Below are 24,608 nucleotides of genomic sequence, written 5' to 3'. Positions count from 1 at the left end.
GCCCGGGCGTGATCCTCTGCGAGGGCGCGGGCGGCGTGGGCCAGCTGGTCCGCCGCGTGCAGGCTGGAGACCCGCGCCCACCTCACGGACGCGGTCGCCCTCCTGCTCGACGGCGGGCCGACCCGCCCGGGGGTGGACCCCCACGACGTCCTGATGATGCTGGGCGGCGTCAGCCTGATGGCGGAGTCCGAGCGGGAGGCAGGCCTCGCCGCGAAGCTCATCGACCTGCTCCTGCACGGGGTCCTGGCCGACTGAGGTCCTTCCGGGCGCGCCCAGGGCTCCGAGGCGCCCCTCACCGTCGCTGGGGCGCGCCCCGCCCCCGCCCCCCGCCCGCTCAGCCGCCCGTCCCGGCCTGGTGACCGAGCACGGCCGGGACGACCACCGGCCAGTCGGCGCGCTCGATCCCGTGGCCGGCGTCCGTCAGCGTCAGCAGCCGCGCGCCGGGGATGCGCCGCGCGAGATCGCGCCCGTGAGGCAGGGGGAACATCGGATCCGCCGTGCCGTGGATCACCAGCGTGGGCACCGCGATCGAGGACAGGGGAGCCGCGGGCCGGTCTCCGTCGGCCAGCAGCTCGTGGTTGCGGGCCGCGGCGACGCTCCTCGCCCGCTCGGCCTCGCGGCGGATGACGGCGCGCACCGCCTCCTCGTCGAAGGGTCGCCTGCCGCCCGCGAGCATGCGCGCGTAGGCGACCCGATGCGCGACGACCGCCTCCGTGTCCGGCGGCTCGGCCCCGCCGGAGGTGACGAACCGCAGGAACTCCTCGGTCGGCGGGGGGAGTTCCCGGTCGCCGGGCACCGCTGCGGACGTGCTCACGAGGACGAGGGACAGCACGCGGTCGGCATGCCGGAGGGCGAGCAGCTGGGCCAGCGCCCCGCCCGCGGACACCCCCGCGACGTGTGCCGCGGGCAACCGGTAGCCGTCCAGGACGCGGGCCGCGTCGTCGACGAGGTCCGCGCCGGTGTACCCGGGGCGTCCCGGCTCGTACGTCACCGACCGGCCCGTGTCGCGGTGGTCGTAACGGATCACGAAACGCCCGCCCCGGGCGAGCATCCGGCAGAAGCCGTCCTCCCACCAGAGCATCGACGCCCCGATGCCCATGACGAGCAGCACCGGCGGATCGGCCGGATCACCGAAGGACTCCGTGCACAACTCGACGCCGTCCACCTCGACCATGCGCTCGGTCATCGCTCGATCTCCTCTCCCCGTCCCATACTGCCGCCCGGGAGCGGGCGGACGCGGCCGGCGGGTCCGGTGTCGCGAGCTCACTGTCGCGAGGACCGGCCGTCGTCGTTCCGAGCCGGAACGGGGCACGGGTCGCCTACCGTGGGCGGCATGGCTGACGAGTGCTTCCGGCATCCCCGGCTCGCCGCGATCTATGACCCGCTCGATCCCGACCGATCCGACCTGGACGCCTATCTGCGCATGGCGACGGAGGAGTTCGCGGCGCGCCGCGTCCTCGACCTCGGCTGCGGGACCGGGGTCTTCGCGCTCGCACTCGCCGGCCGCGGTGTCGACGTCGTCGGCGTCGATCCCGCGGCCGCGTCCGTCGAGGTGGCCCGCGGCAAGCCGGGCGGCGAGCGGGTGCGCTGGATCTGCGGGGACGCGACGACCCTGCCGCCGCTGCGGGTCGACCTGGTGACCATGACCGCCAACGCGGCCCAGCAGATCACTGATCAGGGACAGTGGCGGGCCACCCTGGGCGGCGTCCACGACGCGCTGCGGTCGGGCGGCCGGGTCGTCTTCGAGACCCGGGACCCCGCCCGGCGCGCTTGGGAGGAGTGGAACCGGGCGGCCTCGCACTCCGTCACGGACATCCCCGGAACGGGACCTGTCGAGTCCTGGGACGAGGTGACCGACGTGAACGGGCCGCTGGTCACCTTCCGTTCGACCTACCTCTTCGTGGCGGACGGTGAGGTGATCACCTCCGAGTCGACCCTGCGGTTCCGGGAACGGGAGGAGGTCGCCGAGGACCTGGCCGCGGCGGGCTTCGTCGTGGAAGGCGTGCGCGACGCGCCCGACCGTCCGGGCAAGGAGTTCGTCTTCGTGGCGCGCCGGCCCGAGTCCTGAGCTCAGGCGGGCAGGTCGGGGATGTCCACGCCGTTGTTGTCCTTCGCCTCGTCGTTGCCCCACCGCGACAGGTAGTAGGCGGAGACGTACTGGCCGGCCGGCCCGACGTCCGGATCGGTCTTCAGCCACCAGTGGTTGTAGCTGGTGCCGCTCCCCACCTGGGGACCCCAGACCTTGCCGTAGACGTAGCCGGTGCCCTTGTTCAGTGTGCCGGTGCGTACGGTGCTCGTCGGCGAGGCGTAGACGGGCGCGTCGGCGAAGGTGCCGACCCAGTACGTCGCAGGCTGGGCGGCCGGGCCCGAGTCGAGGCCGTTGATGCGGTAGTGCATCACCCGGTAGTCCTGGTCGTCGTACCACTGGCTGACCGCGATGTGGAAGTCGGCGAAGCTGGAGCCGGGGAAGACGAACCCGCCGTACGGGCTGGCGACCGCGTTGCCGCTCTCGTGGCCCGGCGTGGTGGGCACGATCATCGTCTGCTCCGGCGTCGTGAACAGGTTCGAGGTCGGCAGCGAGAAGATCTGCGCCCGCATCGACAGCACGTCCATGTTCAGCCAGGTGAAGGCGTACTTCCCGCCCAGTGCACGGAAGCAGATCTCACCCCACCGCCGGGCGGTGGTGATGGTGGTGGGCGCGTTGCCCCAGTTCCAGGCGCCGTTGGCGTACCCCCAGGGCTGGTAGGCCGAGGGGGTGCCCAGTTGGGACTGCGGCACGCGGTGCAGCAGCAGACCGGAGACGACGTCCCGGTTGAAGGCGGTCGACAACACGTAGCAGTAGCCGTCGTCGGCCACGGCGTAGGTCTTCTGCTGGAACTGGCCGTTGTACTGGTTGCCGGGCCACTGGCACAGGTACTGCCAGGTCTCGCCGTTGTCGGTGGACCTCCAGAAGTCCGAGTGGTCGGTCTGGTAGATCACACCGCGCATGAGGTGCATGTACATCGTGTTGCCGACGGTGAAGACGTCCGAGGGGATGGCGGTGGTGCCGCCCGCGTGTCCTTCGGGTACCAGTCCCACGGCGTGCGACCCGCCGACGGCGCCGTCGATCCGCACCGAGGACAGGTTGCCGCTGGACGACCGCAGGCCGACCGGAGCACGCCAGTCCGGACCGCCGACGCCGGAGCCGTCGAACGTGTCGCCGCAGACGAACAGGAGGCTGCCGTCGGGACAGCGGGCCGGTATCCCGAGGTCCGTCCAGGGCGCGGCGAAGGGGCCGGTCTCGGCCGGACCGGTGAGGTTGGCGATCTTGGCGCCGGTGATCACGTTCGGGGTGACGGCGCCGGTGCCGGCCCGCATGGCCGCCGCGGCCACGGCAGCGCCTGGGCCGGTGCCCGGCGTCGCCGCGTCCGCTCGGGTTCCGCCGACGAGGCCCGAACCGCCCAGCGCCGCGCCGAACAGGCCGGCGATGACGGCGGGGAACCGGCCGTGGGATGCGCGTGCTGCGCCTGCCGTGGCGTCGGGACCTGGCGCTCCGGCCGGTTCGGGCACTGGTGATGAGCTCATGGCGACTCCTGCGGGTCGGGCCTCTCGGGCCGGTCGGCACTGGGGGAGTGCGGGGGCGTTGCGGCAGTGCGGGCCTCGCTAGGGCGGTGCGCTGAGGCGTGCGGGTGCGCGGGGCTCCCGGCATGCGGCTTTCGGGTGGGGCAGGAGCCTGGGCGCGGGCGGACTCGACCGCGGGCAGGCCCTGGCGCGGTCTGTGCGAAATCGATTTCACGCCGAGCCACACCATAGAGCGGGGCCCACGTCCCCGAACAGGGGTGTGCGTCACCGGAGTTGCCGCACGCCACGTCAGCCGCTCTGGCAACGGGGACTCCTCCGGCCGGCCGTCTATGAGGTCGGCGGCGAAATCCGCTGGAAGCAGGGGCTGTTGGCAGCAATCCAGGCTGCCCCTGTTCGGGCCGGAACTGCACCGACCGCCCACCTGACGGGCCAACAGGCTGACCGAACTCGGCGGCGGACTCGGCGCGCTCTCCGTCGCCGTCGGCTCCGGCGGCGTCGGTGTCGCGCTGGCCCAGTCGCTGGCCGCGTGGCTGCGCACCCGGCGGGCGGACGTCAAGGTCAGAGGAACACCGCCGGCGCCGCGGCCGTTTCCCGTCCATGGGGAACTTGGGTGGCTTCGAAGAGCTCTTCCTGCCGAGCGCGCGTTTCCGGGAGGAGGAGCGCAACCGGCTCGAATGGACCAGGGACGAGGAGGGGCAGGGGGATCCCTACCGCGGACCGATAGACCTCGACAGTGGCACGGTCCAGATGCGTGCGACAGCGGACGATGCCGCCCAGGGGCCTCGGGACGGGTCTCAGCCCCCTCCCCGCAATCCCCATTCGTCAAGGCCGGAGTAGATCGTCGCTGTTCGGGCCCGGGGAAAGTCCAGTGTCGTGGCTTCGCCTGAATGGACGGCCACCAGGGAGTCGGGGCCCCTCCACCAGGTGTCCGCCAGGCCCGCCACCTCGTGGACGGGCTCGAAGCCTTCGAGCGCGAGGCCGTCCACGTCGTCGCCGATGAGCTTCATGATCCGCTTGGCCCGCATCGAGGCGTGGTTGGCCAGCGCGAGGGATTCCACCCAGCCCTCGACGGACGCGTGAAGGGGGGTCCACCTGCCGCCGTGAATGCCGAACTCCCCGGACGGCCCGATCATGAAGGCGAAGGGGACCGCCGTCCGCTGCATTCCGGCTTCGAACGACCACCCGGTGCCGTCTGTCTCGGGCGCGTCCGGATTGAAGAAGCCGGGACCACCGTCGTAGTGCGGTGCAGGGGGCAACACCAGGCCGCCCCATCGCTCCTGGAAGGCCGCCATGCGGTCGATGACCGCACCGGGGATGTCACGGTCGAGCCACCACTGCCGGAACTCCTCGACAGCCCGCACCTCGACCTTGACCCCGTGCGTGCCCACGAAGGATCGTGCGCGGCGGGACAAGCCCTCAGGGGCGTCATTGACGAGATGCGCGTTCACCGGAAGAAGCTACTCGACGGCCGCGACCGAAGTGACACGGTTTTCCCGCTCCGGCACACCAAGGCGGAAGGCCCCAGGCCAAGCCCCATGCCTGATGCCCCGTCACGCGATGCTCGTGACGAATGGCGCGGTTCGGGACATGTTGACCACGGGCAGCGGCTAGGGTCGCTGAACAACCGGGTTGTCCGGTCGGGACGCCGGTGGTGGAGGATCAGACATGCCGACGGCGCCGCTGCCTGCGCAGAATCGTTTCCTCGCTCGCCGAGCAGCCCGCCGCCCCGCCCGAGCCGACCCGCCGCACCGCCCCCGGCTCCACGGACCGTTGCCCCTCCTTCGCGTCCGCGGAGCCGGGCCCTTCCCGCCGCCCGGGCGACAACCAGAGCCGCGTTCCGCGACACTCAGCGGTTGGGTGACGCCCCGCTGATCCCGGCCAGCGCGGACCGCGGCTCGTCCATCACCGCGAGATCGCCGATGCTGACCATCCCCACCGGGCACCCGCCGTGCTCGACCACCGGCAGCCGGCGGACGGCGTGCTCCCGCATCAGGGCGGCGGCGTGGTCGGTGGTGTCGTCGGGTTCCAGGGCGACGACGGGCGGGGGGGAGCACACCTTCCCGGCCGTCGCCCCGTCGGGGTCGAGCCCCAGCGCCACCGCGCGGACCACGATGTCCCGGTCGGTGAGCACACCGAAGAGGTCGCAGTCGTAGGCGACCAACACCTCGCCGATGTCGTTCTCGCGCATGAGCTTCGCCGCCGTGGCCAGAGGCGTCATCGGTTCCACCGCGGCCACCCCGGCCGACATGACGTCGCGTACCTGCCGTGTCATGGGACCTCCCTCATCCGAGCACGCGGAGAGCCCCGAGTCCGCTGTGTGCGCCCCACGCCTGCCCCTGCCGTGCCCGGGCAAACACCCGGCCCACCCGCCCGTGCCCCGGGGAATCCCCGTTGCGCCCGGCCGCCGCTCCCGGCATCGTTCGGCCCACCTGCCCCGCCCGCACCCGTTCTCGAAGGGAGCTGACCGTGGTCGACGGTCCGGTTCGGCGTGTCGCGCTTCTCGGAGGCGGCTTCTCGATGGACGAGGACGGGGTGCTCGACGATTGGGTGCTGGCCCGGGCCCGCCGGGCGAGGCCCCGGGTGTGCTTCCTGCCGACGGCGAGCGGCGACGCCGAGGGCTACGTCGAACGGTTCATGGAGGCGTTCGGGCCACGTGACTGCGAGGCCGCGGTGCTCCCCTTGTTCCGGCGCGAGCACGACGACGAGGAACTGCGGGAGCTCCTGCTCGCCCAGGACGTCGTGTACGTGGGCGGCGGCAACACGGCCAATCTGCTCGCTGTGTGGCGGACGCACGGCGTCGACCGGATCCTGCGGGAGGCGTACGAACGCGGCACGCTGCTGTGCGGTGTGAGCGCGGGTGCCAACTGCTGGGCCGAGGCGTCGCACACCGACTCCTTCGGACCGCTCACCCACCTGCCGGACGGGCTGGGCATCCTGCCCGGGTCGGTCTGCCCCCACTACGACAGCGAGCCCGGGCGCCGCCCGTCCTACCAGGCGGCCGTCGCCGCCGGGAGACTTCCCGGCGGCTGGGCCGTGGAGGACGGTGCCGCGCTGCTCTTCGAGAACGGCGAACCGGCCGAGGCGGTGAGCCGGCGTCCCGGAGCCGCCGTCCACCGCGTCGAACCGGACGGCCAGGGCGGGACCCGCGAGACCCCGGTGGCGTGCCGCATGCTCCCCGGCGAGGGGTGAGCGGCCGCGGTCAGGGAAGCTGCTGGATTCGGACCAGATTGCCCGCCGGGTCGCGGAACGCGCAGTCCCGGATGCCGTACGGCTGGTCGGTCGGTTCCTGGACCACCTCGGCGTCCGTGGCCCGCACCTTGGCGAAGGTGCCGTCCAGGTCCTGCGCCGCCAGCAGGATCCAGCCGTACGTGCCCTTGGCCATCATCTCGGCGACGGTCCGCCGCTCTTCCTCGGTGACGCCGGGGTCGGCGGCCGGCGGGGCCAGCAGCAGCGAGGTGCTCGGCTGGCCCGGCGGCCCGACGGTGATCCAGCGCATCTTCCCGGTCCCGACGTCGCTGCGGACCTCGAAGCCGAGGGCGTCGCGGTAGAACGCCATGGAGGCGTCCGGGTCGTCGTGCGGGAGCACGCTCGCATGAATGGTGATGTCCATGGCTGTCACGCTAGCTGCGGCTCGCCGGCCGGCGCTTCTTTGTTTCTGACCGGCGTGGTCCGCTGCCCCGCGACGGACGAGGGCGCCGTCGGGGATGCGGCCGCAGGTGCGGCAGCCGCGTCGCCGGCGACGGCAGCCGTCTGCACCGGCCCGGCCGCCGCGGTCGCCGTCCCGTGCCGACCCGCCTCCCCGCCGCACGCGTCGGGCGCCACTCCCACCACCTCGGCGAACCGCGTACCGAACGTCTCCGGCGTCGTCCAGCCGACCATGCCCCGGACCTCGTCGACGCCGAGGTCCGTCCGGTCCGTCCGGTGCAGGATCGTCATCGCCCGTTCGACGCGCCGGGCCGTCAGGTAGGTGTGCGGCGACGTACCGAACGCCAGCCGAAACTGGCGGCTGAGCTGCGCGGCCGCCATGTTCACGCCGCGGGCCAGCGCCTCGACGTCCAGCGGTGCCGCGTACTCCCGGTCGATCCGGTCGCGGACGCGGCGCAGCACCGCGAGGTCCTTCAGGCGCTGGGCGAAGACGAGCGCGCGCATCAGCGCGGGCTGGCACACGTGAGCACTCCCTTCGTCGTCGGGACGCCGGTGCTCAGCCCGTGGCCTGTTCCCACGCGAACCCGTCCGGGTCGGTGAAGGTCCCCGCGTCACCGCGGATGGTGATGCGGTGCGAGCCGCCGCCCTCGGGGGCCACGCCGGCGTCCTTGGCGAGCGCCTTCCGCTTGTACAGCCCCAGCGTGATCCGGCTCGACGGCAGCGCGAACTCGACGTACTTGCTGCCGAAGCTCTTTCCGACGGCCAGGCCGCGCTCGACGTAGAACTTCTTGGTGGCCGCCACGTCCTCGACGCCCAGCAGCAGCACCATCTGCTCGAACTCGCGGGTGTCCGGGCCGGTGTCCTTCTTGGCGGAGGTGGCGACCTTCCAGATCGCGCCGTCGGGGGCCTGGACGACGCCGCCGTAGCCCCACAGCGACTTGGACACCGGCTTGAGCGAGGTCGCGCCGGCGTCGAGGGCCGCGTCGACGAACCCGCGCACGGTGGCCGGCTGCGCGACCGTGAGTGACAGGGTGTAGCCGCGGAAGCCGGACGACGGCTCGTCGGCGTCCCGCAGGCGCACCTGCGTGTCCAGCCCGAAGGCGGACTTGTAGAAGGTTTCGGCGGCCGCGGTGTCGGCCACGCCGAGGATGACGGATTCAATGGAGGTCATGGCAGAAACGCTAGTCAGGACCCCACCGTCAAGGCTTCTCGAATCCTGACCGGTCCCGGACGGCCGAGGGGCGGCCCGGGCCGGAGGAGCGCGCGGATCAGAGCGACAGCTCGACGACCATGCCGATCGCGCCGGCGAGGAAGATCGCCACGACGACCAGGATGATCGTCACCGGGGCCCAGCCCCAGCCGATCCTGAGCGCCTCACGCTCAGGGGCGTCCAGCGCGGTCACGCCCGATTCGGCGGGCGGTGAGTGGCCGGCGCCCTGGAGGCTGTCCTCGGGGACCTCCAGTCCCTCGTCCGGCAGGTGGTTGTTCCACGGTGTGGTCCGGTGCTGGGCACCGGACGGGGAAGGCGCGAGACGCATGCCGTCCTCCGATCGGTCGCGGGCCGGCGGTGCGCCGGCTTCGGGCACTCTTCCAGTGTCCACTCAGCGGCTCCGCACTGCTCGCAGCGACCGCCGCCCCCAGCCGGTCCGGACCCGCGGAGCGGAGACGGCGCAGCTAGCCGCCGCCCGTGGGAGCGGGGTGACCGTGGATCCGTATCTCCCGTGCTCGCAGCGTGAGCAGCCGCAGCACCGGTGTGCGATTGCGGTGCTCGCTCTCGTAACGCAGCAGGATCTGCACGTCGTCGCTGGTCAGGGAGGGGACGCGCGACTCGATGCCGTAGCGCGGCAGATGGTCGTAGTCCGGTATCGGGAGGTCGCCCTTGTACGGGAGCCCGATGTCGCCGGGAAACTGTTCCACTGAGATCACCTCGAAACTCCACCCACGCGTGCCCGAGCGGTGGGCACCCAAACACCAGGCCGCGTGCCTCCGCCCGTCGGACGCCCTGGTGCCCGGCTGCTGCCCGCCCGTGGCCGCCGGGCGATTCGTGTGAAGAACGACGTGCGGGGCAAGCGACCGGCGGAGGCGCCCCGCCTCCGCTGGCATAGGAGTGGTCCGGTCTGGCGTGTCCGCTCCGGCACCGGGATCCGGCGGAGCGCTGCCGGTATACCGGTTGCCTGGTCCATGGCGGACCTGGTCCACGGAGGGGCGGCGACGGCGATGCAACGCGGACTGGCGACGGCAGTGAGCCTGCTCGCCTGGTGGGCGTGCCTCTTCGTCCTCTACCTCATGCTCATCTCGTCCGTCACAGCGGCGGAGCTGGTGCTCGGCGCGGGAGGCGCCCTGCTGGGGGCGGTCGCCGCCGAGGCGCTCCGGCGGGTCGAAGAGCCCCGCGTCGGCGGAGTGCGCGCCCTGCTGGGGGCCGTCGCGGCGTTTCCCCTCACTCTGCTGCGGGAGATCGGCACGCTCACCGCCGCCGTGGTCCGGGAACTGCGCGGTGCCGGGGACAGCGGCCGGATCGTGCGGCTCGGTCTGGAACCCGGCGCGAGCGCGGCTCTCACCGCGGCGCTGCTGTCCGCGAGTCCCGGCGCGTGCGTCATCGACATCCGGGACCTCGGTCCCGGCCAGGAGCCGCGCGGCGGCACGGAGTTGACGCTGCATGTGCTCGGTCCCGAGATCTCCCGGGTGGAACGCGCGCTGCCGGGCAGGCGGCTGTCGTGAACGCCTGGCTGATCTCCGCCTCCGTCCTGCTCGCGGCCGGGATGGGTCCCTGCCTGTGGCGGGCCTGCCGGGGCGATCCCGCACAGCGACTGCTCGGCATCACGCTCGGCAGCGCGGTCGCCATCGCCGCGAGCCTGCTCATCGCCCGCGGTGTCGAGCGCACGTCGTACGTGGACGTGGCGCTGGTCCTGGCGGTGCTTTCACCGGCCGGGACGCTGGTGTTCTGCCGGTGCCTGGCCGGCGCCGGGCGCCCGCGGGCCGGAAACGCACCGGCCGGTCGAGGCCGCACGGAAGGGAGTTGAGATGGAGGCCCGTCACGCGGTGGTCCTGGCCCTGCTGTTCGGCGGTCTGGCCATGCTGCTGCTCTCCGCCGTCGCGCTGCTCGTCCTGCCCGGCCCGTACCAGCGCCTGCACGCGCTGGCGCCCGCCACCTCGCTGGGGCTGCCGCTGCTGTGCCTGGCGCTGGCGGTCGACACCGGCCCGGGACGCTCGGCCGTCAAGTTCCTGGTGATCGCGGCGCTCGCGGCCGCCTCCAGCCCTGTCGTCGGCATCGCCATCGGCCGCACGATCGTGGAGAGCACGCTTGAGGAAGGTGCTTCGGGCGCCGAGAGCGAGCCTCCGGCGTGAGCGGGATCTCCGGCGGTGTCGACGCGCTGGTGGTGGTGACCCTGGTGCTGGTCACGGCCGCGGCGACGGCTGCGGCGCTGACCCGCGACCCGGTCCGGCAGGCCGCCGTCCTCTCGGGCCTGGGCCTGTGTCTGGCTCTGCTGTTCCTCGCCGTGCAGGCCCCGGACGTCGCCCTGTCCCAACTCGCCGTCGGCACCGCGTTCACGCCGCTGCTCATCCTGCTCACCGTGCGGAAGGTCCGCAGAAGCGGTCGCGGCGAGGCCTCGGGCGACGGCGGTGCCCGCGGCAAAGGTGATGCGCGCGGCGACCGCGGCGCCGGCACGGCCCGCCGAGGGGGAGGGCGATGAACAGGCGCGCGCGGAACGTGCTCTTCCTGATCGCGGCCGCCGTCTTCGCGGCCGCCTTCACCGCGGCCTGTACCGGGCTGCCCGCGTTCGGCACCAGCAGGCACCCGTACGGCAGCCGCGCCATCGGCGCCTCGATCCAACGGCGCACCGCCAATGTCGTGTCGTCCGTCAACTTCGACCAGCGGGCCATCGACACCCTGGGCGAGGAGTCCATCCTCTTCGGGGCCGTGCTCGGATCGGTGGTGCTGCTGCGCCGGGCACGCGACGAGAACCGGCAGGACCCCGTTCCCGGCCGCGTCCTGCCGACCACCCTGCTGCTGGGCGCGGGACTGCTCCCGGTCACGCTGCTGGTCGGCGTCTACGTCATCGGCCACGGTCAACTCAGCCCGGGCGGCGGGTTCCAGGGCGGCGTGGTGCTGGCCACCGGCCTGCACCTCGCGTATGTGGCCGCCGACTACCGGGTGCTGCGCCGGGTGCGGCCGGTCGCGGTGATCGGCGCCGTCGACGCGGCCGCCGCCGGCGCGTTCAGCGCCCTCGGGCTGGCCGGCCTGATCGTCGGCGCCGCCTACCTGCAGAACGTCCTGCCGCTCGGCACCTTCAACCAGCTCACGTCCGGCGGTCTGGTACCGCTCATCAACGCCGCCGTCGGCGTGGAGGTCGCGTCGGGCGTCGTGGTGCTGCTCGCCCAGTTCCTGGACCAGGCCGTCGAGATCGAGTCCCCCCCGGACGGCGGCAAGGGCCGGCGGACACACCCGTCACCGGAGGCATCGTGACCCTGCTGCCCTTCCTCGCCGCCGGCTGGATCTTCCTCGTGGGCGTCTACGGCATGGTCACCAGCCGCAACCTCGTCCACGCCGTCGGCTGTCTCGCCGTCGCCCAGTCCTCGACGTACGTCCTGCTGCTCGGCGTCGGTTTCCGCAAGGGCGCCACCGCACCCGTCTTCGCCGACGTGCCGGTCGGCACCTCCGTCGTCGACCCCGTGGTCCAGGCCCTGGTGCTGACCGACGTCGTGGTCGGCGCGACGGTGACCGCGTTGCTGCTCAGTCTCGTGATCCAGATCCGCAAACGCTACGGAACGCTCGACCCCGAGGCGCTCACCGGGCTGAAGGGGTGACGAGCCGGCCGTGATCCGAACGGTGGACCTGCTGCCGCTCACCGTCGCAGCACCCCTCATCGGCGCCGCCCTGCTCGTCGTCGGCGGGCGGGCGCTGCCCCGGACCGCCAACGACGCGGTGGCCTGCGCCTTCGCGCTCCTCGCCGTCGTCATGGTGACGCCCGCCTGGCTGCACGCGGGCCACGGGCGCATCGTCTCGTGGTCCGGCGGCTGGCACATCACGCGCGGGCACAGCGTCGGCATCGTCCTCGTCGGCGACCGGCTCGGTATGGGGCTGGCCCTGCTCGCCGCCCTGCTGGTGCTCGCCGCGCTCGTCTACTCCTGGCGGTACTTCGACGAACCGCCCGCCGACCATCCGGGCGCCTTCCCGGCGCTGATCCTGCTGTTCGACGCGGGCATGTGCGGATTCGCGCTCACCGGCGACCTGTTCAACGCCTTCGTGTTCTTCGAGCTGATGGGAGTCGTCGCCTACGCGCTGACCGGGTACCGGATCGAGGACCCGCGCCCGCTGCACGGCGCCCTGACCTTCGGCATCGTCAACTCCCTGGCCGCGTACGCCTCGCTGCTGGGCATCGGACTCGTCTACGCCAGGACCGGCGAGCTCGGCATGGCCCAGATCGGCGCGGAACTCGCCGGCCGCAAGGCCGACGCCCTGCTCGTCACCGCCTTCGTCCTCATCGTCACCAGCATGCTCGTCAAGGCGGCGATCGTGCCCTTCCACTTCTGGCTGCCCGACGCGCACGCCGTGGCGCCGACGCCGGTGTGCATGCTGCTGTCGGGCGTGATGGTGGAACTCGGCGTGTACGGCACGGCCCGCGTCTACACCACGGTCTTCTCGGGGCCCCACGGCGTTCCCGGCGACGACTTCCGGCACACCATGATCGCCGCGGGGGCCCTGACCGCCCTCACGGGCGCGGTGATGTGCTGGCAGCAGCGCCATCTCAAGCGGCTGCTCGCCTTCTCCACCATCGGGCACACCGGCCTGTTCCTGCTGGGCCTCGGGCTCCTCAGCTCGCAGGGAGCGGCCGGCACCGCCCTCTACGTGGCCGGGCACGCCGGGGCCAAGGCCGCACTGTTCGCCCTGGCGGGCATCCTGCTGGACCGGTACGGCTCGGTCGACGAGCACTCCCTGCACGGACGGGCCCGCGAACTGCGCGGCACCGGCCTGCTGTTCCTGACCGGCGGACTGGCTCTCGCCGGTCTGCCGCCCTTCGGCATCTCCCTGGGCAAGGCCGTCGCGGAGCACGCGGCGGGGGAGCAGTATGCGTGGCTGCCCGCGCTGTACGTCGTCGTGTCGGCGGTCACCGGCGGCGCCGTCCTGCGCGCCGGACTGCGCGTCTTCTTCGGCGCGGGGCCGGAACCGCGGGTCACCAAGACGGATGTGGAGACCAGCGGCGAGGGCGAGGAGCCCGAACTCCGCGACCCGCAGCGGGAGGTGCCCGTCGTCATGACCGCGGTGCCCACGGTGCTGCTGGCCGGCTGCCTGTGCGTGGGAGTGGTCCCGGCGGTGGCGGACGCCGTCGCGAAGGGGGCGGCGGCCTTCACCGACCGAGCCGGGTACCTGGCCGGCGTGCTGGCCACCCCCGCACCGCCGTCGCCCGAGATTCCCGAGGCCGCCTGGACCGCCCCGGGCGTGCTGCTCGGCCTGCTGTCGACGGCTCTGGCGGTCGCCCTGGCCGCCGTCGCCGTCTGGGGGCCGGCCTCACGCGCCAGCACCGCGCGGCAGTTGCGGAAACTCGCCGAGCGAACCCAGTGGCGCCTGGTGACGCCCCTGCGCCGCCTCCACTCCGGTCTGCTCGGCGACTATGTGATGTGGCTGACGGTGGGGGTGGCGGCGCTGCTGGTCGCCGTCGGCGCCCAGATGTGAACGTGGAGCGCCTGCAACAATGGCGGCCACGCGCCGAGGCAGGAGGGGCAGATGGACGGGAGCGATCCGCACATCCACGTCGAGTCCAAGGTCGTGAACCGCGCCGCGAGGGTTCGCGCCCTGATGGCGTCCACCTTCGGTCTGGCCGCCGACCTGCCGAGCACCGTGGCCAGCGGCTGCGGTCGGCAGGTGCCCTACGCGATGACGTCCCCGCGCCCCGATCGCGTCACCTGCCTGCCCTGCCGTGAGCACGCGCACCGCGAGCACCTGCGCTTCGCGGACGAGATGGAACGCCTCGGCCGCTTCCCGGGCTCGTCGATCACCGTCGCCCAGCCGGACCAGGCCGCCGCGCATCACCGGTCGCTCGCACGGCGGTTCGACGGCACGGAGGAGTAGGGCGACCGCGCCCTGACGTCACATCAAGGCGCGCAGCGCCGCCGCCGTCTCGGCGACGCAGGCGGCGAAGCCGGGCGCGTCCGGAGTCGAGACCCAGTGGACGAACGCGACGCTGAAGACCGTCACCGCGCTGTGCGCGGCAAGCGCGGCGTCGCGCTGCGGCGCGCCGCGCTCGCGCAGCGCCTCGGTCGTCGCCTCGGTCATGGAGGCGAGCTTGAGCAGTTCCCGCTCCTTCAGGGCCGGGGTCGCCGCGACGATCAGCGACCGGCGCACGGCGTGCTCCCGGCGCTCCTGCAGCAGGTCGCCGCCCGCCGCCATGCCGGCCAGCGCGGCGTCGAGCGGCGGGAGGCCGGCGGGCGCTGACCGGATGGCCTCGCAGGCCGTCCGCTCCAGGGTGGCCGAGCCGTCGAAGAGGACCTCGCGCTTGTCGGCGAAGTGCCGGAAGAAGGTGCGCTCGGTGACACCGGCGCTCTCGGCGATGTCGCCCGCGGTCGTCTGCTCGAAGCCCCGCTCGGCGAAGAGGTCCAGCGCGGCCTTGATCATCCGGCCCCGCGCGTCCGGCTCCCAGCGTCCCATGCGAACAGTGTAGTGATGACAGTGACCGACATCGAGTGCTACCGTTGTTGATGTCAGTCACTGTCATCGTCAGGGAAGGACCCCTGCCATGCGCGTCTTCGTCACCGGTGCCTCCGGCTGGATCGGCTCCGCCGTCACCGACGAACTCCTGTCCGGCGGCCACAAGGTCGTCGGCCTCGCCCGCTCCGACGAGGCGGCCGCCGCCCTCGAGGCCAAGGGCGCCACCGCCCACCGCGGCAGCCTCGACGACGCCGACGGCCTCGCCGCCGCGGCCGCCGCCTCCGACGGCGTCATCCACCTCGCGTTCAAGCACGACTTCACCGACTACGCCGGCGCCGGGCGCAGCGAGCACACCGCCGTACGGGCCATGCTCGACGTCCTGGAAGGCAGCGACCGCCCGTTCCTGCTGGCCTCCGGGCTGGCCTCCGGCGTCACCGGCCGCCCGCTGACCGAGGAGGACCCGTCGCCGTTCCACGGCGTCGATTCGATGCGCGGCGGCAGCGAGAACCTCGCCCTGTCCTACGCCGACCGGGGCGTGCGCCCCGTGGCGCTGCGCTTCTCACCGACCGTCCACGGCACGGGCGACCACGGGTTCACCGCCCGGCTGACCCAGATCGCCCAGGAGCACGGCGTAGCCGGATACATCGGCGACGGCTCGACGCGCTGGGCCGCCGTGCACCGAACCGACGCCGCGCGCATGGTGCGGCTGGCGCTGGAGAAGGCACCCGCGGGCTCGCGCGTGCACGCCGTGGCCGAGACCGGGATCCCCTCCCGCGACATCGCCGCCGCGATCGGCGCGCACCTCGGCCTGCCGACGGCGTCGGTCGCCCCGGAGGAAGCCGATCAGCACTTCGGCTGGCTCGGGCGGTTCTTCGGCATGGACGTCACGGCGACCAGCGACCGCACCCGGGAGATGCTGGGCTGGACGCCGTCCGGCCCGACGCTGCTGGAGGACATCGCTGCCGGGGCGTACGCGCTGCCGGAGTGAGTGGGGTCTGGTCGGGCCGGGGTCGGGCCACACCGGGCCGGGCCGTGGCAGGATCGGAGCGTCCTTCCGCCCGTCCCGGCCCGTGGGAGCCCGTGATGACCGTTCGCCGTGTCGTTCCGAACATCGCGTCCGGCGCGTGGGACGAGAGCCGCGCGTTCTACGGGCGGCTCGGTTTCGAGGAGGTCATGAACCACGGCTGGATCATGACCCTGGCCTCGCCGTCCGCCCCCACCGCGCAGATCAGCCTGATGACCTCCGACCGGACCGCGCCGGTCGTCCCCGACCTGAGCGTGGAGGTCGACGACGTGGACGCCGCGTACGCCGCCATGCGCCATGCCGGGGCGGAGATCCTCCATCCGCTGCGGGACGAGGAGTGGGGCGTCCGCCGGTTCTTCGTCCGGGACCCCAGCGGGAGGGTGGTCAACGTGCTGGGGCACCGCTGAGGGCGCCGGGCGGGACGGGCAACCAGGCAGGACGAGGGCGGCAAGCGGTCCTGCCGCGGGCCTGACGACACCGTGTGGCGGGGGGCCCGGCCCGGTCCGATAGTGGGAGGCGGGGGGCCACTCCCGAGACCGTGGAGCAGCCATGGACCGCTACCCTCCGATCGCCGACCACGGCCTGGTCGGCGACCTCCAGAGCGCCGCGCTGGTGTCGTCCCAGGGCGTCGTCGACTGGTTCGCGGCCCCGCGGTTCGATGCGCCCAGCGTCTTCGCTGCGTTGCTCGACCACGACCGCGGAGGGTACTTCCTGCTCGCCCCCGAGCAGCCCGACAAGGTCTGCAAACAGCTCTACCTGCCGGACACCGCGGTGCTGGTCACGCGGTTCATGTCCCCGGACGGCGTGGGCGAGGTCATCGACTTCATGACGCCCGACCGGTCCGGCACCGCCACCGACCGCCACACCCTGTACCGGGTGGTGCGGGCGGTCCGCGGCAGTGTCGAGTTCACCCTGGAGTGCCGCCCACGCTTCGACTACGGCCGTGCCGAGCACGAACTGGAGACCGACGGCGCCCACGCCCGCTTCCACGCCCCTGACATGGACGCGCACCTGCAGACCACGTTCCCGCTGGAGCGCGACGGCAACGACGTCCGCGGGACGGTACGGCTGAAGGCGGGTGAGTCCGGCGGAGCCGTCTTCGCCGTCTGCGCACCCGGTGGCGCGCCGCCGCCCTCACCGACCCGGCAGTCGGTGGAGGAGGAGCTCGCCGGGATCGTCGACTTCTGGCAGACCTGGCTGCGCCAGTCCCAGTACCGGGGCCGCTGGCCCGAGTTGGTGCACCGTTCGGTGATCACCCTCAAGCTGCTCACCTATGCGCCCACCGGCGCCCTGGTGGCGGCGGCGACCACGGGCCTGCCCGAGCAGGTGGGCGGCGAGCGCAACTGGGACTACCGCTTCACCTGGATCCGCGACGGCTCGCTGTCGGTGCGGGCCATGCTCGACCTCGGCTTCGCCGACGAGGCCACCGCCTTCATCCACTGGCTGGTGGCCCGGATGGTGGAGCGCGAGGGCACGGGCGACGCGCCGCTGCAGATCATGTACCGCGTCGACGGCAGTCCCGACCTGGCTGAGGAGACCCTGGACCACTTCGAGGGCTACCGCGGCTCCGCGCCCGTCCGCGTCGGCAACGGCGCCGCCGACCAGCTCCAGCTCGACATCTACGGGGAGGGCGTCTACGCGCTGTCGCAGGGGCGCGAGATCGGCCGGCAGGCGACCTACCGCGCCTGGCGGACGTTCTGCACCGCGCTGGACTGGCTGGCCGACCACTGGGACCAGCCGGACGAGGGCATCTGGGAGACCCGCGGCGGCCGCAAGGACTTCACCTACAGCCGCGTGATGTGCTGGGCCGCGTTCGACCACGCGCTGAGCCTCGCCGACACCTTCCGCCGGCCCGCACCGGTGGAGAAGTGGCGCGCGGCACGGGACGCCATCTTCGAGCAGGTCATGGAACGCGGCTGGAGCGAGAAGCAGAACGCCTTCGTCCAGCACTACGGCGACGAGGTCCTGGACGCCTCGCTGCTGCTCATGCCGAGGGTCGGCTTCGTCGGCCCCCAGGACCCCATGTGGCTGTCCACGCTCGACGCCATGGACGGCAAGCTCGTTTCCGACAGCCTCGTCTACCGGTACGACCCGGCGGCCTCGCCCGACGGACTGCGCGGCTCCGAGGGCACCTTCAGCCTGTGCACCTTCCTGTACGTCGACGCCCTCGCGCGGGCCGGACGTCTGGGACAGGCCCGGTATACCTTTGAGAAGATGCTCACCTATGCCAACCATGTCGGCTTGTTCGCCGAGGAGATCGGACCGAGTGGAGAGCAACTCGGCAACTTCCCCCAGGCGTTCACCCACCTCGCGCTGATCATGGCCGCGACGACCCTGGACGACGCGCTCGACGCCGAGCAGGGGCGGCGACGGTGACCTCCTCCGGCGCGGGAGCCCAACCCCTGCTGAGCGTCGAGGAGTTCGCGGCACTCCACGAGGAACTGGCCGGCCGCACGGCCTGGGCGGCGGGCCCCCGCGGCGCGCTGGCGGCCCTCACCCCCGACAAGGTCGTGGCCGCCGCCCGCGAAGTGCGGCTGGGCCGCGGGGTCTCACTGGCCGCGCCCGTCGAGTTCACCGTGGCCCCGGACGACCCGGAACCGGCCCGGCACACCATGCTCGGTCCGGACATCGAGGACACGCCCGCCGTCCTCGACAGCGCCGAGGGCCTGCACTTCGTGACCGACCGTCTCGCCATGAACGTGCACGGCGACGCGAACAGCCACCTCGACGCCCTCACCCACATCATCTGGAACGGCACCCTGCACGGCGGTGTCCGGGCGAGCACGGTCACGTCCGAGGCGGCCACCGCACTCAGCGTCGAGATCGTACGTGACGGGATCACCGGCCGCGGCGTGCTGCTGGACATCCCGCGGCTGCGCGGCGTGCCGTGGATCGAACCGGGCGACCACGTCACCGGTGACGAACTGCGCGCGGCGGAGGAGTCGCAGCAGGTGCGGGTGACCGAGGGGGATCTGCTCTTCGTGCGGGTGGGCCACCGCAGGCGCCGGGCGGAACTGGGCGCGTGGGACACCGCCCGGTCCCACGCGGGACTGCATCCCACCGCTCTGGAGTTCCTCGCCGAGCGCCGGGTCGCGTTGCTGGGCTGCGACTCCAACAGCGACACCGCGCCGAGCCTCGCGGAAGGGGTCGGCTGGCCGGTGCACGTCCTGGCGATCCACGCGATGGGCCTGCATCTCCTGGACTACCTGCAGTTCGAGGACCTCGTGCCGCTCTGCGAGGAGCAGCGGCGCTGGTCGTTCCTGTGCGTGGTCGCGCCGCTGCGGCTGCCGGGCGGCACGGGCTCGCCGGTCAATCCCGTGGCAGTGCTGTGAGGGGCGCCGGATGAACGCGGCCCGGCCGGTGCGGCGCGTCCGGCGGGCCCGGTGAGTCCGGTGCCCTCGGCGGACGCGGCAGCAGGGCCGCTCGTGGTCGTGGTCATGGGCGTCTCCGGCTCGGGAAAGTCCACGGTGGGACGGCTGCTCGCCCAGCGGCTCATGCTCCCGTTCGTGGAGGCCGACGACGTCCACCCGGCCGCCAACCGCGCCAAGATGGCCGCCGGTCGGCCGCTCGACGACGCCGACCGCGACCCCTGGCTGCGGGCGCTGGCCGACTGGATCGCGGACGCGAGCGGCTCGGGGCATGGTGGCGTGATGGCGTGCTCGGCCCTCAAACGGGCCTACCGGGACCGGTTCCGGCGCGCGGGCGCGGGTGTGTGGTTCCTGTACCTGGTGGTCGACCGAGCCGCCGCCGGCCGGCGGGTGGCCGGCCGCGCCGGCCACTTCATGCCGTCGGACCTGGTGAACTCCCAGTACGACGCGCTCGAACCGCTGCGGTCCGACGAACCGGGTATGACCGTGGACGCGACGGTGGGCCCGCAGGCGATCGTCGCCACCGCGGCGGCGGCGGTGGAGCCGCTGCGCTGACCCCGGAATGCCCGCTCGCGGGGTGGCGCGGCTCTCAGTTCTTGCGGTAGGTGGGCCCGCCCATGAGGAAGAGGAGGAGGCCGATCGTGAAGGCCATGACGCCGAGAATGAAGCCGATCGTTGCCAGTGCCATCATGCTGGGCCTCCCTCGGGAGTGGCGGGACGGACGGGCGCCGGCGATCACCGGTCCGCTCTCACCGTCGCACGAGCGCCGGGGCTCCGCAGGGCAGCGTCCCGAGATGTGGACGAAATGTCCCGGATGCTGGACCCATGGCGAGTGGAAGCCCTGCATAATGAGCCGATGCGCCGACGCCTCGTACTGATGGACGCCCCGTCGAACCTCGGACTCCGGCCGCCCGCCGAAGGGGTGGTCCCCGGCTGCTACAAGCTGGCCGGCGCGCTGCGGGACCAGCGGCTGCGGGCCCGGCTGGGCGCGGAGGAGGGCGGCGTCGTGGTGCCGCCCCGCTACGACCGCGGGAACTGGAAGCCGGGCGACGGCGTGTTCAACGCCGCGGCCATCGCGGGCTACACCCGCAGGCTCGCCGACCGGATCGAGACGCACGTGCGGGCGGGGGAGTTCCCCGTGGTCCTCGGCGGCGACTGTTCCATCCAGCTGGGCGCCTCGCTCGCCCTGCGCCGCGCCGGCCGGTACGGCATCGCCGTGATCGACGGCTCCGCGGACTTCCGCCACCCGGGCAACTCCCCGCATGTCGGCGCCGCCGGGGGAGAGGAGCTCGCCCTCGCGACCGGCCGGGGGCAGGCCGACCTCACGGACATCGAGGGGCTGCGGCCGTACCTGCGGGAGAGCGACGTCCGGGTTCTCGGCATCCGCGACTACGACACCGAGCGCGACGAACTCACGGCCTGCGGCATCGCGAGCGCGACGGTGGGGGAGATCCGGGCGGAGGGCGCCGAGCAGGCCGCCGGCGCCGCGCTGCGCACGCTGGAGTCGCCGGAGCTCGCGGGCTTCTGGGTGCATCTGGACGCCGACGTCCTGGACCCCTCCGTGATGCCCGCCGTGGACAGCCCCGACGACGGCGGCCTCATGCCGGGCGAACTCGCCTCACTGCTGCGGACGCTGGTCAGGTCGGAGCGGTGCGTCGGACTCAACCTCACCATCTACGACCCGGATCTCGACCCCGACGGCACGGGTGCGGCGCTGCTCGCCGAACTCCTCGTCTCCGCGCTCGTGCACCACTGACGGGACCAGCCGTCACGCGGGCCGGCCGCCGATGCTGTCAAGGAATCCTTGACGCAATCCGGCTGTCAAGGCATCCTTGACGTGTGGCTGACTCCTTGCCCTCGTCACCGTCCCTGGCGGCTCTGGCCGCCTCGCTCGCCCGGCAGGCCTCCGCCCTGGCGGAGACCCTGGGCAGTCCGCTCGCGCCGCAGCCGTACCTCGACCTCGTGCGGCGCGCCCGGGATCTCGACGGCGCGGCGGAGCAGGTGCTGAAGCTGTGCGTCCAGCAGTCGCGGGACGCCGGCCACACCTGGCAGGAGATCGGGGACCTGCTCGGCGTCAGCCGCCAGGCCGCCTTCCAGCGGTTCGGCAAACCCATCGACCCCAGGACGGGGGAACCCATGGACAAGACCGTACGGATGGCCGACGCGGCGGAACGCGCGCTCGCCGTCGTCTCGGCCGTGCTCGAGGACCGCATGGACGACGTCCGGCCGTCGTTCAACGACGAGGTGCGCGCGAAATTCACCGACGAGGTGCGGGGCGACGGCCTGGCCGCGGTCACCGGCCTCGTCGGTGCGTTCGAGGGCTTCGCCGACGCCGAGCCCTTCGTCCGGCGGATCGGCGACCACACCGTCGTCGACATCCCCCTGCGGTACGAGGCCGGGGACATGAAGGCCCGGGTCGCGTTCGACACCGACGAGAAGGTCGCCGGCGTCCTGATCCTCGCGCCCGAGACCCCCTGAGGAGTAAGTGCCCGCGGGACGGGCGTCGCTCAGTCGCCGCGCCTGCGGACCCACAGCGGGAAGACCAGCCAGCACAGCACGAACCAGACCACCATCAGGCCGACGATCCAGGCGCTGGTCGCGTCGCTCGTCACGACGCGGAGCACCAGCAGCAGCGAGCAGGTCATGGTGCACAGCAGCAGGAAGAGCCCGAGCACGGTCAGCCGTGAGGCCCAGACAACGGTTTCCGGCTTCAGCCGCTGTCCCGTCAGCAGCCTGTGCATGGCCACCGGGCCGACCAGTGAGCCGGTGGTCGCGGCGCCGAGCGCCACGGTGACCACGTACAGATGGCGGTCGGTGGGGGAGAGCTGGCTGAAGCGCTGCTGGAAGACCACGGTGAGCAGGAAGCCGAAGAGAATCTGCACGCCGGTCTGGGTGACCCGCAGTTCCTGGAGCAGGTCGCCCCAGCGCCGGTCCGCCCGTTCCTCCGGCGTCTCGTCACGGCCGCCGCCGACTTCGGGATTCGCCATGATGCGGTCCTTCCCTGCCGTCCGCCCTGCACGCATGCGGCACGTACGCGCCTCCGGTCACCGAACGCCCGGTGCCGAGCGTACGGTGCCGGACCACCCGGAACGGAGACGCCGTGGCGGGGTCATCCGGGTGGTCCGGCGGTGCAGCGGACGGGCGGGGCGTCAGCCGACGGGCAGCCGGTCGTAGGTCGCGAAGGTGTAGGACGCGGACAGGGCGATGCTGTTGCCGGTGGCCGCGGGCACGCCGAGGTGGGCGTCGACGAGCGGCCCCAGCGGTCCGCAGCCGGTGGCGGCAGGGACGGCGAAGGCGTCGTCCCGCGCGTCGAAGTCGATGACCGGTGGATCCTGTGAGACCCACTGGGAGCCGCCGACGCGCTGGAGGCGGAGTTCGACGGGGTTGTCGCGGCCGATGACGCAGGTGCGGGGGAGCAGCGGACTCAGCACGCGGAAGCGCAGCGTCAACAGGCCGAGGCTGTTGCCGGTGGAGTAGAAGTCGGAACGGCCGCCGTACTCCGGCATCAGGGACAGCGACGTCCACGGGTTCCGGTCCGCGGTCCCGGGGATGCCGAGGAGGCCGCCCGGCACCGGGCCGGGCCCGCTGCGCATCGCCCCCCAGACCTGGCCGTCGCCCCCGTCGGCGAGCGGACCCTCGGCGTGGGTGATCGTCATCGGCGCCAGAGCGGGAACCGTCCGGCTGCCGAGCGTCAGCGAACCGGTGGCGGTGAGGGCTTCGCACCTCCACTGCGACGGGTCGACCCCGGCGGGAAGGGCCGGGCAGTCGCGGAACGTGTCCGCGGACGCGGAGGGGCTCTGCGCGGCCGCGGACAGGGTGGACGCCGACCCGGACGCGGCGTGCGCGGGCGCGGCGGCCGCTGCGCTCAGGGCCGCCGTGGTGACCAGGGCCGTGGTGAGGGCGGTGACGGTGAGCGCGGCCGTGCCGCGGCGGGCGGCGGGGGAACGGTGCGTGTCAGCGGTGGTGGTCATGGACCTCAGCCTGGCGCTGCCCCGCCCGGCCGGGCCTCGGGAACCTCCCTCCCCTGCCCCTGAGACGCCCCTGACGGCTCGTCAGGGGCGCGGCCCCGAGAACGGGAGCCCGGACCTGCGGTGGTTCAACCGGCGGGCGGCGGCTGCTTGTAGGGGCTGACGGCCTCGGTGGTCGCGGCCATCGCCTCCGTGCTCTGGTCATAGGTGCGCTGGGCGATGGCGATGTACAGCAGGTCGAGCACCGCCATCTGGGCGTGGCGGCTCAGGATGGAGTTGTGGCCGGGGGCGTCGTGCCGCACGCTGCTGGCCAGCACGAGATCGACGCGGCGCGCCAGCGGCGACTCGAGGTCGTTGGTGAGCGCCACGGTGGTCGCGCCGCGGGACGCCGCCTCGGCCGCGAGGTCGATCACCTCGCGGGTGCGGCCGCTGTGCGAGATCGCGAGCATCACGTCGTGCGGGCCGAGCAGGGCCGCGCCGGTGAGCGCCACCTGCGTGTCGCTCCACGACCAGGCCGGAACCCCTATGCGGAAGATGCGGTGCTGGAACTCCGCGCCCATTCCCGCGCTTCCGCCCATGCCGCACACCTCGACCCGGCGCGCCCGGGCGATCGCGGTGGCCGCCGCCTCGACGGCCGACAGGTCGAGCCGGGACAGCGTCTCGCCGACCGAGTGCCGGACCGCGGCCGAGATGGCCTCGGCCACCTGGCCGAGCTCGTCGTTCTCCGAGATCTGCCGGCCCATGTTGGCCTGCCAGGTCTCACGCTCGCTGCGCCCGGTGTCGGCCGCGAGCGCGATGCGCAGCGCGGAGTATCCGGGGAGGCCGAGCGTCCGGCAGAAGCGGGTGATGCTGCCGGTGGAGACCCGGCAGGCGTCCGCGAGATCGAGGATGGTCATCCGGGCGACGGCGGCGGGATCGTCGAGGATCAGTGCGGCGGTGGCGCGCTGGGCCTCGGGAAGTCCGGGCAGCAGCGCGCGGATGCGTTCGACGACCCCGTCGTCGGAGAGCTCGGCGGCAGTGCGCATGGGGGGACCCTCTCGAAGGCGGAAGCAAACAATTATTCTTCATGGCTCCCCTGAGGAGTGTCAACGTTGTGCGCATGCCATTGACGCATGCGACGGGAAGGGGCACAGTCCTCCCCGCGAAGAATAATTTTTCTCCGGACGGTGATCGGGCAGCACCACCCACCCTTCGAACCTGGAGTGCACACCCATGACATCCCACGAGGACCCCACGCGCCCTCGTCCCGCAGGACGCGCGTTCGGCAGACTCACCACCGCGACGGCCGCACTGCTGATGTGTGCCGGGATGACCGCGGCCGCGCTCGCCGGACCCGCCGCGGCCGACGACGTCACCGGCGCGTCGACGGCGGCGGCCGCGACTCCGGCGCTGATCCC

The 24,608-nt window shown here is 72.9% G+C and carries 31 protein-coding genes and 3 pseudogenes; 21 read left to right on the top strand and 13 right to left on the bottom strand.

The window, feature by feature from the left end; all coding sequences use genetic code 11:
* The first annotated feature begins 132 nt into the window (after positions 1-132).
* Positions 133-255: a hypothetical protein gene (locus K7862_RS38060; protein ID WP_262414262.1), complete on the top strand. Its 123-nt coding sequence runs from the start codon at positions 133-135 to the stop codon at positions 253-255.
* Between the two features lie 79 nt (positions 256-334).
* On the opposite strand, the gene K7862_RS34775 is transcribed toward K7862_RS38060, so the two are convergent.
* Positions 335-1,186, bottom strand: a complete 852-nt coding sequence (locus K7862_RS34775) for an alpha/beta fold hydrolase (protein ID WP_222969334.1) — start codon at positions 1,184-1,186, stop codon at positions 335-337.
* Between the two features lie 147 nt (positions 1,187-1,333).
* Here K7862_RS34775 and K7862_RS34770 point away from each other — a divergent pair, with 147 nt between their 5' ends.
* Positions 1,334-2,068, top strand: coding sequence for a class I SAM-dependent methyltransferase (locus tag K7862_RS34770; RefSeq protein ID WP_222969332.1), 735 nt, complete (start codon positions 1,334-1,336; stop codon positions 2,066-2,068).
* A 305-nt stretch (positions 2,069-2,373) separates the two neighbouring features.
* On the opposite strand, the pseudogene K7862_RS34765 reads toward K7862_RS34770, so the two are convergent.
* Positions 2,374-3,357, bottom strand: a pseudogene (locus tag K7862_RS34765) (DUF4185 domain-containing protein); the annotation flags it as partial.
* A 641-nt stretch (positions 3,358-3,998) separates the two neighbouring features.
* On the opposite strand from K7862_RS34765, the pseudogene K7862_RS38560 reads away from it, so the two are divergent.
* Together K7862_RS38560 and K7862_RS34755 are read left to right on the top strand one after the other, a co-directional pair.
* Positions 3,999-4,112 (top strand): annotated as a pseudogene (locus K7862_RS38560) (effector-associated constant component EACC1); the annotation flags it as partial.
* 46 nt (positions 4,113-4,158) lie between these two features.
* Positions 4,159-4,398: a DUF6191 domain-containing protein gene (locus K7862_RS34755; protein ID WP_222969330.1), complete on the top strand. Its 240-nt coding sequence runs from the start codon at positions 4,159-4,161 to the stop codon at positions 4,396-4,398.
* Here K7862_RS34755 and K7862_RS34750 read toward each other — a convergent pair.
* Together K7862_RS34750 and K7862_RS34745 are read right to left on the bottom strand one after the other, a co-directional pair.
* The gene (locus tag K7862_RS34750) at positions 4,356-5,009 is read right to left on the bottom strand and encodes a hypothetical protein (RefSeq protein ID WP_222969329.1); all 654 of its coding nucleotides are present in this window, start codon (positions 5,007-5,009) and stop codon (positions 4,356-4,358) included. The two genes, K7862_RS34755 and K7862_RS34750, sit on opposite strands and share 43 nt — an antisense overlap.
* A 398-nt stretch (positions 5,010-5,407) precedes the next feature.
* Positions 5,408-5,833, bottom strand: a complete 426-nt coding sequence (locus tag K7862_RS34745) for a CBS domain-containing protein (protein ID WP_222969327.1) — start codon at positions 5,831-5,833, stop codon at positions 5,408-5,410.
* Positions 5,834-6,027: 194 nt separating this feature from the next.
* On the opposite strand from K7862_RS34745, the gene K7862_RS34740 reads away from it, so the two are divergent.
* Positions 6,028-6,750: a Type 1 glutamine amidotransferase-like domain-containing protein gene (locus K7862_RS34740; RefSeq protein WP_308012349.1), complete on the top strand. Its 723-nt coding sequence runs from the start codon at positions 6,028-6,030 to the stop codon at positions 6,748-6,750.
* A gap of 10 nt (positions 6,751-6,760) precedes the next feature.
* On the opposite strand, the gene K7862_RS34735 is transcribed toward K7862_RS34740, so the two are convergent.
* From K7862_RS34735 to K7862_RS34715, 5 genes are all read right to left on the bottom strand, one after another.
* Positions 6,761-7,171 carry a VOC family protein gene (locus K7862_RS34735; protein ID WP_222969325.1) on the bottom strand — a complete coding sequence of 137 codons (411 nt, stop codon included), beginning with the start codon at positions 7,169-7,171 and terminating at the stop codon, positions 6,761-6,763.
* A 5-nt stretch (positions 7,172-7,176) separates the two neighbouring features.
* Positions 7,177-7,728, bottom strand: a complete 552-nt coding sequence (locus K7862_RS34730; RefSeq protein ID WP_308012348.1) for a helix-turn-helix domain-containing protein — start codon at positions 7,726-7,728, stop codon at positions 7,177-7,179.
* A 34-nt stretch (positions 7,729-7,762) separates the two neighbouring features.
* Complete coding sequence (locus tag K7862_RS34725) at positions 7,763-8,377, bottom strand: glyoxalase (protein ID WP_222969323.1); 615 nt, start codon at positions 8,375-8,377, stop codon at positions 7,763-7,765.
* Positions 8,378-8,474: 97 nt separating this feature from the next.
* The gene (locus K7862_RS34720; RefSeq protein WP_222969321.1) at positions 8,475-8,744 is read right to left on the bottom strand and encodes a DUF6480 family protein; all 270 of its coding nucleotides are present in this window, start codon (positions 8,742-8,744) and stop codon (positions 8,475-8,477) included.
* A 136-nt stretch (positions 8,745-8,880) separates the two neighbouring features.
* A complete protein-coding gene (locus K7862_RS34715; protein WP_222969320.1) occupies positions 8,881-9,123 on the bottom strand; it encodes a DUF8129 domain-containing protein in 243 nt (80 codons plus the stop codon).
* 264 nt (positions 9,124-9,387) lie between these two features.
* Between K7862_RS34715 and K7862_RS34710 the strand changes: the two genes are divergently transcribed.
* The 8 genes from K7862_RS34710 to K7862_RS34675 are packed head-to-tail and all read left to right on the top strand — an operon-like array spanning position 9,388 to position 14,275.
* Complete coding sequence (locus K7862_RS34710) at positions 9,388-9,924, top strand: Na+/H+ antiporter subunit E (protein WP_222969318.1); 537 nt, start codon at positions 9,388-9,390, stop codon at positions 9,922-9,924.
* On the top strand, positions 9,921-10,226 hold the full coding sequence (locus K7862_RS34705) for a monovalent cation/H+ antiporter complex subunit F (RefSeq protein ID WP_222969316.1): 306 nt from the start codon (positions 9,921-9,923) through the stop codon (positions 10,224-10,226). The genes K7862_RS34710 and K7862_RS34705 overlap by 4 nt, the downstream gene beginning before the upstream one ends.
* Position 10,227: 1 nt before the next feature.
* Positions 10,228-10,551: a monovalent cation/H(+) antiporter subunit G gene (locus K7862_RS34700; RefSeq protein ID WP_222969314.1), complete on the top strand. Its 324-nt coding sequence runs from the start codon at positions 10,228-10,230 to the stop codon at positions 10,549-10,551.
* Positions 10,548-10,898, top strand: a complete 351-nt coding sequence (locus tag K7862_RS34695) for a Na(+)/H(+) antiporter subunit B (protein WP_372461725.1) — start codon at positions 10,548-10,550, stop codon at positions 10,896-10,898. Before K7862_RS34700 ends, K7862_RS34695 begins: the two co-directional genes overlap by 4 nt.
* Positions 10,895-11,671 (top strand): MnhB domain-containing protein, encoded by a 777-nt coding sequence (locus K7862_RS34690; protein ID WP_222969312.1) that lies wholly within the window; start codon positions 10,895-10,897, stop codon positions 11,669-11,671. Before K7862_RS34695 ends, K7862_RS34690 begins: the two co-directional genes overlap by 4 nt.
* Complete coding sequence (locus tag K7862_RS34685) at positions 11,668-12,012, top strand: sodium:proton antiporter (RefSeq protein ID WP_222969310.1); 345 nt, start codon at positions 11,668-11,670, stop codon at positions 12,010-12,012. The genes K7862_RS34690 and K7862_RS34685 overlap by 4 nt, the downstream gene beginning before the upstream one ends.
* Positions 12,013-12,025: 13 nt before the next feature.
* Positions 12,026-13,879, top strand: coding sequence for a complex I subunit 5 family protein (locus tag K7862_RS34680; RefSeq protein ID WP_308012350.1), 1,854 nt, complete (start codon positions 12,026-12,028; stop codon positions 13,877-13,879).
* A gap of 51 nt (positions 13,880-13,930) precedes the next feature.
* Positions 13,931-14,275, top strand: a complete 345-nt coding sequence (locus K7862_RS34675; protein ID WP_222969308.1) for a hypothetical protein — start codon at positions 13,931-13,933, stop codon at positions 14,273-14,275.
* Between the two features lie 18 nt (positions 14,276-14,293).
* Here the strand turns inward: K7862_RS34675 and K7862_RS34670 are convergent, their stop codons facing one another.
* The gene (locus tag K7862_RS34670) at positions 14,294-14,851 is read right to left on the bottom strand and encodes a TetR family transcriptional regulator (protein WP_222969306.1); all 558 of its coding nucleotides are present in this window, start codon (positions 14,849-14,851) and stop codon (positions 14,294-14,296) included.
* Between the two features lie 88 nt (positions 14,852-14,939).
* On the opposite strand from K7862_RS34670, the gene K7862_RS34665 reads away from it, so the two are divergent.
* The 7 genes from K7862_RS34665 to K7862_RS38355 all read left to right on the top strand — a co-directional run bounded on the left by K7862_RS34665 (position 14,940) and on the right by K7862_RS38355 (position 21,721).
* Positions 14,940-15,839 (top strand): SDR family oxidoreductase, encoded by a 900-nt coding sequence (locus K7862_RS34665; protein ID WP_222969304.1) that lies wholly within the window; start codon positions 14,940-14,942, stop codon positions 15,837-15,839.
* Positions 15,840-15,934: 95 nt separating this feature from the next.
* On the top strand, positions 15,935-16,282 hold the full coding sequence (locus K7862_RS34660) for a VOC family protein (protein WP_222969302.1): 348 nt from the start codon (positions 15,935-15,937) through the stop codon (positions 16,280-16,282).
* A gap of 142 nt (positions 16,283-16,424) precedes the next feature.
* Positions 16,425-18,251, top strand: coding sequence for a glycoside hydrolase family 15 protein (locus K7862_RS34655; protein WP_222969300.1), 1,827 nt, complete (start codon positions 16,425-16,427; stop codon positions 18,249-18,251).
* Positions 18,248-19,207, top strand: coding sequence for a cyclase family protein (locus K7862_RS34650; RefSeq protein WP_372461724.1), 960 nt, complete (start codon positions 18,248-18,250; stop codon positions 19,205-19,207). Before K7862_RS34655 ends, K7862_RS34650 begins: the two co-directional genes overlap by 4 nt.
* A 105-nt stretch (positions 19,208-19,312) precedes the next feature.
* Complete coding sequence (locus tag K7862_RS34645; RefSeq protein ID WP_222969337.1) at positions 19,313-19,798, top strand: gluconokinase; 486 nt, start codon at positions 19,313-19,315, stop codon at positions 19,796-19,798.
* Positions 19,799-20,099: 301 nt separating this feature from the next.
* Entirely contained in the window at positions 20,100-20,999 is a 900-nt protein-coding gene (locus K7862_RS34640) for an arginase family protein (protein ID WP_222969298.1), read from the top strand.
* Between the two features lie 83 nt (positions 21,000-21,082).
* Positions 21,083-21,721, top strand: a complete 639-nt coding sequence (locus tag K7862_RS38355; RefSeq protein WP_222969296.1) for a DUF3887 domain-containing protein — start codon at positions 21,083-21,085, stop codon at positions 21,719-21,721.
* Positions 21,722-21,750: 29 nt separating this feature from the next.
* Here K7862_RS38355 and K7862_RS34630 read toward each other — a convergent pair whose 3' ends face one another.
* The 3 genes from K7862_RS34630 to K7862_RS34620 all read right to left on the bottom strand — a co-directional run bounded on the left by K7862_RS34630 (position 21,751) and on the right by K7862_RS34620 (position 24,236).
* Positions 21,751-22,230, bottom strand: a complete 480-nt coding sequence (locus K7862_RS34630) for a DUF6328 family protein (RefSeq protein ID WP_262414261.1) — start codon at positions 22,228-22,230, stop codon at positions 21,751-21,753.
* 162 nt (positions 22,231-22,392) lie between these two features.
* Positions 22,393-23,214 (bottom strand): hypothetical protein, encoded by an 822-nt coding sequence (locus K7862_RS34625; RefSeq protein WP_262414260.1) that lies wholly within the window; start codon positions 23,212-23,214, stop codon positions 22,393-22,395.
* Between the two features lie 125 nt (positions 23,215-23,339).
* Positions 23,340-24,236, bottom strand: a complete 897-nt coding sequence (locus tag K7862_RS34620; protein WP_222969292.1) for a MurR/RpiR family transcriptional regulator — start codon at positions 24,234-24,236, stop codon at positions 23,340-23,342.
* Between the two features lie 187 nt (positions 24,237-24,423).
* On the opposite strand from K7862_RS34620, the pseudogene K7862_RS34615 reads away from it, so the two are divergent.
* Positions 24,424-24,608: pseudogene (locus K7862_RS34615) on the top strand (hypothetical protein); the annotation flags it as partial.

Source organism: Actinacidiphila acidipaludis, assembly GCF_019890725.1.
Taxonomy (GTDB): Bacteria; Actinomycetota; Actinomycetes; order Streptomycetales; family Streptomycetaceae; genus Actinacidiphila; species Actinacidiphila acidipaludis.
The sequence above is the reverse complement of the archived record's forward strand: the minus strand, read 5'-3'. Positions and strand labels throughout refer to the sequence as shown.

Coding starts and splice junctions, on each gene's coding strand:
- K7862_RS34660 (WP_222969302.1), top strand. CDS start 15,935: ATGACCGTTCGCCGTGTCGTTCCGAACATCGCGTCCGGCGCGTGGGAC.
- K7862_RS34720 (WP_222969321.1), bottom strand. CDS start 8,744: ATGCGTCTCGCGCCTTCCCCGTCCGGTGCCCAGCACCGGACCACACCG.
- K7862_RS34775 (WP_222969334.1), bottom strand. CDS start 1,186: ATGACCGAGCGCATGGTCGAGGTGGACGGCGTCGAGTTGTGCACGGAG.
- K7862_RS34770 (WP_222969332.1), top strand. CDS start 1,334: ATGGCTGACGAGTGCTTCCGGCATCCCCGGCTCGCCGCGATCTATGAC.
- K7862_RS34620 (WP_222969292.1), bottom strand. CDS start 24,236: ATGCGCACTGCCGCCGAGCTCTCCGACGACGGGGTCGTCGAACGCATC.
- K7862_RS34755 (WP_222969330.1), top strand. CDS start 4,159: ATGGGGAACTTGGGTGGCTTCGAAGAGCTCTTCCTGCCGAGCGCGCGT.
- K7862_RS34725 (WP_222969323.1), bottom strand. CDS start 8,377: ATGACCTCCATTGAATCCGTCATCCTCGGCGTGGCCGACACCGCGGCC.
- K7862_RS34745 (WP_222969327.1), bottom strand. CDS start 5,833: ATGACACGGCAGGTACGCGACGTCATGTCGGCCGGGGTGGCCGCGGTG.
- K7862_RS34625 (WP_262414260.1), bottom strand. CDS start 23,214: ATGACCACCACCGCTGACACGCACCGTTCCCCCGCCGCCCGCCGCGGC.
- K7862_RS34670 (WP_222969306.1), bottom strand. CDS start 14,851: ATGGGACGCTGGGAGCCGGACGCGCGGGGCCGGATGATCAAGGCCGCG.
- K7862_RS34665 (WP_222969304.1), top strand. CDS start 14,940: ATGCGCGTCTTCGTCACCGGTGCCTCCGGCTGGATCGGCTCCGCCGTC.
- K7862_RS34735 (WP_222969325.1), bottom strand. CDS start 7,171: ATGGACATCACCATTCATGCGAGCGTGCTCCCGCACGACGACCCGGAC.
- K7862_RS34690 (WP_222969312.1), top strand. CDS start 10,895: ATGAACAGGCGCGCGCGGAACGTGCTCTTCCTGATCGCGGCCGCCGTC.
- K7862_RS34645 (WP_222969337.1), top strand. CDS start 19,313: ATGGGCGTCTCCGGCTCGGGAAAGTCCACGGTGGGACGGCTGCTCGCC.
- K7862_RS34700 (WP_222969314.1), top strand. CDS start 10,228: ATGGAGGCCCGTCACGCGGTGGTCCTGGCCCTGCTGTTCGGCGGTCTG.
- K7862_RS34710 (WP_222969318.1), top strand. CDS start 9,388: ATGGCGGACCTGGTCCACGGAGGGGCGGCGACGGCGATGCAACGCGGA.
- K7862_RS34675 (WP_222969308.1), top strand. CDS start 13,931: ATGGACGGGAGCGATCCGCACATCCACGTCGAGTCCAAGGTCGTGAAC.
- K7862_RS34640 (WP_222969298.1), top strand. CDS start 20,100: ATGCGCCGACGCCTCGTACTGATGGACGCCCCGTCGAACCTCGGACTC.
- K7862_RS34655 (WP_222969300.1), top strand. CDS start 16,425: ATGGACCGCTACCCTCCGATCGCCGACCACGGCCTGGTCGGCGACCTC.
- K7862_RS34630 (WP_262414261.1), bottom strand. CDS start 22,230: ATGGCGAATCCCGAAGTCGGCGGCGGCCGTGACGAGACGCCGGAGGAA.